The sequence below is a fragment of the Pseudomonas sp. FW215-R2 genome, assembly GCF_058789255.1.
On record NZ_JBYTBO010000047.1, the window covers coordinates 1 to 5395 of the forward strand.

The 5395-nt window shown below is 51.3% G+C and carries 2 tRNA genes and 2 rRNA genes; all 4 read right to left on the reverse strand.

The window, feature by feature from the left end:
- Window positions 1-33: 33 nt before the first annotated feature.
- Window positions 34-2924: ribosomal RNA gene (locus tag AC3WRD_RS29765) — 23S ribosomal RNA — on the reverse strand.
- Window positions 2925-3168: 244 nt separating this feature from the next.
- Window positions 3169-3244 (reverse strand) — tRNA-Ala (locus tag AC3WRD_RS29770).
- A 30-nt stretch (window positions 3245-3274) separates the two neighbouring features.
- A tRNA-Ile gene (locus tag AC3WRD_RS29775) sits at window positions 3275-3351 on the reverse strand.
- Window positions 3352-3432: 81 nt separating this feature from the next.
- A 16S ribosomal RNA gene (locus tag AC3WRD_RS29780) occupies window positions 3433-4969 on the reverse strand.
- Together the 16S and 23S rRNA genes with 2 tRNA genes alongside form the textbook arrangement of a ribosomal RNA operon.
- Window positions 4970-5395 lie beyond the last annotated feature (426 nt).

Consider the following 5395-nt stretch of genomic DNA (forward strand, 5'->3'; position numbering starts at 1 on the left):
CTCTTTCGAGTTCGCAAATTGCTTGGGTGTTATATGGTCAAGCCTCACGGGCAATTAGTATTGGTTAGCTCAACGCCTCACAGCGCTTACACACCCAACCTATCAACGTCGTAGTCTTCGACGGCCCTTCAGGGAACTCAAGGTTCCAGTGAGATCTCATCTTGAGGCAAGTTTCCCGCTTAGATGCTTTCAGCGGTTATCTTTTCCGAACATAGCTACCCGGCAATGCCACTGGCGTGACAACCGGAACACCAGAGGTTCGTCCACTCCGGTCCTCTCGTACTAGGAGCAGCCCCTCTCAAATCTCAAACGTCCACGGCAGATAGGGACCGAACTGTCTCACGACGTTCTAAACCCAGCTCGCGTACCACTTTAAATGGCGAACAGCCATACCCTTGGGACCGGCTTCAGCCCCAGGATGTGATGAGCCGACATCGAGGTGCCAAACACCGCCGTCGATATGAACTCTTGGGCGGTATCAGCCTGTTATCCCCGGAGTACCTTTTATCCGTTGAGCGATGGCCCTTCCATACAGAACCACCGGATCACTAAGACCTACTTTCGTACCTGCTCGACGTGTCTGTCTCGCAGTCAAGCGCGCTTTTGCCTTTATACTCTACGACCGATTTCCGACCGGTCTGAGCGCACCTTCGTACTCCTCCGTTACTCTTTAGGAGGAGACCGCCCCAGTCAAACTACCCACCATACACTGTCCTCGATCCGGATAACGGACCTGAGTTAGAACCTCAAAGTTGCCAGGGTGGTATTTCAAGGATGGCTCCACGCAAACTGGCGTTCACGCTTCAAAGCCTCCCACCTATCCTACACAAGCAAATTCAAAGTCCAGTGCAAAGCTATAGTAAAGGTTCACGGGGTCTTTCCGTCTAGCCGCGGATACACTGCATCTTCACAGCGATTTCAATTTCACTGAGTCTCGGGTGGAGACAGCGCCGCCATCGTTACGCCATTCGTGCAGGTCGGAACTTACCCGACAAGGAATTTCGCTACCTTAGGACCGTTATAGTTACGGCCGCCGTTTACCGGGGCTTCGATCAAGAGCTTCGCGTTAGCTAACCCCATCAATTAACCTTCCGGCACCGGGCAGGCGTCACACCCTATACGTCCACTTTCGTGTTTGCAGAGTGCTGTGTTTTTAATAAACAGTCGCAGCGGCCTGGTATCTTCGACCGGCATGGGCTTACGGAGCAAGTCCTTCACCCTCACCGGCGCACCTTCTCCCGAAGTTACGGTGCCATTTTGCCTAGTTCCTTCACCCGAGTTCTCTCAAGCGCCTTGGTATTCTCTACCCAACCACCTGTGTCGGTTTGGGGTACGGTTCCTGGTTACCTGAAGCTTAGAAGCTTTTCTTGGAAGCATGGCATCAACCACTTCGTCGCCTAATGGCAACTCGTCATCAGCTCTCGGCCTTAGAATCCCGGATTTACCTAAGATTCCAGCCTACCACCTTAAACTTGGACAACCAACGCCAAGCTGGCCTAGCCTTCTCCGTCCCTCCATCGCAATAACCAGAAGTACAGGAATATTAACCTGTTTTCCATCGACTACGCTTTTCAGCCTCGCCTTAGGGACCGACTAACCCTGCGTCGATTAACGTTGCGCAGGAAACCTTGGTCTTTCGGCGTGGGTGTTTTTCACACCCATTGTCGTTACTCATGTCAGCATTCGCACTTCTGATACCTCCAGCAAGCTTCTCAACTCACCTTCACAGGCTTACAGAACGCTCCTCTACCGCATCACTTACGTGATACCCGTAGCTTCGGTGTATGGTTTGAGCCCCGTTACATCTTCCGCGCAGGCCGACTCGACTAGTGAGCTATTACGCTTTCTTTAAAGGGTGGCTGCTTCTAAGCCAACCTCCTAGCTGTCTAAGCCTTCCCACATCGTTTCCCACTTAACCATAACTTTGGGACCTTAGCTGACGGTCTGGGTTGTTTCCCTTTTCACGACGGACGTTAGCACCCGCCGTGTGTCTCCCATGCTCGGCACTTGTAGGTATTCGGAGTTTGCATCGGTTTGGTAAGTCGGGATGACCCCCTAGCCGAAACAGTGCTCTACCCCCTACAGTGATACATGAGGCGCTACCTAAATAGCTTTCGAGGAGAACCAGCTATCTCCGAGCTTGATTAGCCTTTCACTCCGATCCACAGGTCATCCGCTAACTTTTCAACGGTAGTCGGTTCGGTCCTCCAGTCAGTGTTACCTAACCTTCAACCTGCCCATGGATAGATCGCCCGGTTTCGGGTCTATTCCCAGCGACTAGACGCCCTATTAAGACTCGCTTTCGCTACGCCTCCCCTATTCGGTTAAGCTCGCCACTGAAAATAAGTCGCTGACCCATTATACAAAAGGTACGCAGTCACAGAACAAAGTCTGCTCCCACTGCTTGTACGCATACGGTTTCAGGATCTATTTCACTCCCCTCTCCGGGGTTCTTTTCGCCTTTCCCTCACGGTACTAGTTCACTATCGGTCAGTCAGTAGTATTTAGCCTTGGAGGATGGTCCCCCCATATTCAGACAAAGTTTCTCGTGCTCCGTCCTACTCGATTTCATGACTAAGAGATTTTCGCGTACAGGGCTATCACCCACTATGGCCGCACTTTCCAGAGCGTTCCGCTAATCTCAAAGCCACTTAAGGGCTAGTCCCCGTTCGCTCGCCACTACTAAGGGAATCTCGGTTGATTTCTTTTCCTCAGGGTACTTAGATGTTTCAGTTCCCCTGGTTCGCCTCTTGCACCTATGTATTCAGTACAAGATAACCATCTTATGATGGCTGGGTTCCCCCATTCAGACATCTCCGGATCAAAGTCTGTTTGCCGACTCCCCGAAGCTTTTCGCAGGCTACCACGTCTTTCATCGCCTCTGACTGCCAAGGCATCCACCGTATGCGCTTCTTCACTTGACCATATAACCCCAAGCAATCTGGTTATACTGTGAAGACGACATTCGCCGAAAATTCGAATTTCTCAACTAAGAGAACTCACAAATTTTACCTTAGCCTGATCACCACCAGTGAAAGTGGATCTCAGTCTATCTTTCTATCACATACCCAAATTTTTAAAGAACGAACTAGTCAAAGACTAGAAATCAACATTCACCATCAGCACGATGGAATGCTCATTTCTAAGCTCTTACTTCAGAAGCAGTAGTGGTGGAGCCAAGCGGGATCGAACCGCTGACCTCCTGCGTGCAAGGCAGGCGCTCTCCCAGCTGAGCTATGGCCCCGTATTTCTACAGGCGTTTCCCACACAAAATTGGTGGGTCTGGGCAGATTCGAACTGCCGACCTCACCCTTATCAGGGGTGCGCTCTAACCAACTGAGCTACAGACCCAATTTCGGGCTGCTTCTTTCGTCTTCTTCAATGAATCAAGCAATTCGTGTGGGAACTTATGGAGCAGCTGATGTCGTCGATTAAGGAGGTGATCCAGCCGCAGGTTCCCCTACGGCTACCTTGTTACGACTTCACCCCAGTCATGAATCACACCGTGGTAACCGTCCCCCCGAAGGTTAGACTAGCTACTTCTGGTGCAACCCACTCCCATGGTGTGACGGGCGGTGTGTACAAGGCCCGGGAACGTATTCACCGCGACATTCTGATTCGCGATTACTAGCGATTCCGACTTCACGCAGTCGAGTTGCAGACTGCGATCCGGACTACGATCGGTTTTATGGGATTAGCTCCACCTCGCGGCTTGGCAACCCTTTGTACCGACCATTGTAGCACGTGTGTAGCCCAGGCCGTAAGGGCCATGATGACTTGACGTCATCCCCACCTTCCTCCGGTTTGTCACCGGCAGTCTCCTTAGAGTGCCCACCATTACGTGCTGGTAACTAAGGACAAGGGTTGCGCTCGTTACGGGACTTAACCCAACATCTCACGACACGAGCTGACGACAGCCATGCAGCACCTGTCTCAATGTTCCCGAAGGCACCAATCCATCTCTGGAAAGTTCATTGGATGTCAAGGCCTGGTAAGGTTCTTCGCGTTGCTTCGAATTAAACCACATGCTCCACCGCTTGTGCGGGCCCCCGTCAATTCATTTGAGTTTTAACCTTGCGGCCGTACTCCCCAGGCGGTCAACTTAATGCGTTAGCTGCGCCACTAAGAGCTCAAGGCTCCCAACGGCTAGTTGACATCGTTTACGGCGTGGACTACCAGGGTATCTAATCCTGTTTGCTCCCCACGCTTTCGCACCTCAGTGTCAGTATCAGTCCAGGTGGTCGCCTTCGCCACTGGTGTTCCTTCCTATATCTACGCATTTCACCGCTACACAGGAAATTCCACCACCCTCTACCATACTCTAGCTCGCCAGTTTTGGATGCAGTTCCCAGGTTGAGCCCGGGGATTTCACATCCAACTTAACGAACCACCTACGCGCGCTTTACGCCCAGTAATTCCGATTAACGCTTGCACCCTCTGTATTACCGCGGCTGCTGGCACAGAGTTAGCCGGTGCTTATTCTGTCGGTAACGTCAAAATTGCAGAGTATTAATCTACAACCCTTCCTCCCAACTTAAAGTGCTTTACAATCCGAAGACCTTCTTCACACACGCGGCATGGCTGGATCAGGCTTTCGCCCATTGTCCAATATTCCCCACTGCTGCCTCCCGTAGGAGTCTGGACCGTGTCTCAGTTCCAGTGTGACTGATCATCCTCTCAGACCAGTTACGGATCGTCGCCTTGGTGAGCCATTACCTCACCAACTAGCTAATCCGACCTAGGCTCATCTGATAGCGCAAGGCCCGAAGGTCCCCTGCTTTCTCCCGTAGGACGTATGCGGTATTAGCGTTCCTTTCGAAACGTTGTCCCCCACTACCAGGCAGATTCCTAGGCATTACTCACCCGTCCGCCGCTGAATCCAGGAGCAAGCTCCTTTCATCCGCTCGACTTGCATGTGTTAGGCCTGCCGCCAGCGTTCAATCTGAGCCATGATCAAACTCTTCAGTTCAAACATCTTTGGGTTTTGAGAAAACCCTAAACTTGGCTCAGCAATCGTTGGTTACATCTTTGATTTCTCGCGGAGTAACTTGTGATGCTGATAATCTTTCTGACTATCAGTCTGACTCCACAAGCACCCACACGAATTGCTTGATTCAGTTGTTAAAGAGCGGTTGGTTAAGATCTTTCGTCTCAACCGAGGCGCGCATTCTACAGCAGCCTCATTTGCTGTCAAGTGATTATTTTCAGAAGTTTTCGAAGAATTCTTCAACAACTTCAACCACTTGCGCTTCCGATCTCTCGTTAGCGGGAGGCGAATTCTACAGCGTTACACGCTGCTGTCAACACCTCTTTTTCTCCGCTTTCGACCGAGAAGATCGAAACGTCAAAAGAGCCAAACATCACCACTCTTTCAACTCCTTCCAGGCTTCGATGA